The organism is Bartonella sp. AP36NXGY (assembly GCF_042195865.1).
Taxonomy (GTDB): Bacteria; Pseudomonadota; Alphaproteobacteria; order Rhizobiales; family Rhizobiaceae; genus Bartonella.
The window spans coordinates 1-547 of sequence record NZ_JBHIPD010000153.1 but is presented as its reverse complement, the minus strand read 5'-3'; the positions used below and the strand labels follow the sequence as shown (position 1 = coordinate 547).

At 43.0% G+C, this 547-nt stretch carries 1 pseudogene; it reads right to left on the bottom strand.

Annotated elements, in window-relative coordinates:
• Positions 1 to 547, bottom strand: a pseudogene (locus tag ACFINX_RS10400) (hypothetical protein); the annotation flags it as partial.

Sequence of the window (547 nt, the reverse complement as noted above, 5' to 3'; positions counted from 1 at the left end):
CCCTCCATTCGCCACCTTCATAGCTAGCTCCTCCTCCTAAATACATCGCTAGCGTCTGATGCAAGGAATAAAGCTGAGAACCATTCACGGCTTCCGTCGAGCCTTCAGAAAGTGTTCCAGCTTTCACGCCAGAGAGACTACGTGTATCACCATTCATGTTTGCAATTGTGATTGCACTACCCTCTTTTTCACCACCTATCTTGATTACCTTCGTAGCATCATCCTGCTTAACAAGACTATCTCCTACAACTTTATTAATCTCATTCTGAAGCTCTTTATGAATATTCATGAATGAATCACCAACACCAGCAAAGGCAGACGCAACATCATCATAGCTCTGCTCTTCAACGGCACTGCCATCTTCTTTGACGATCTTAACTTTGAAGCTTGGAGTACTCCATTGACCTTCTTTATATTCAGCGCCACCACCTAAATAAGTTGCAACAGTCTTATTCGTCTCAAAAAGCTGAGAACCATTGACCGCTTCACTTGAGCTTGCAGAAACCTCTCCATTGGAAAGAAACTTAATTTTACTGTTGCCTTTCTC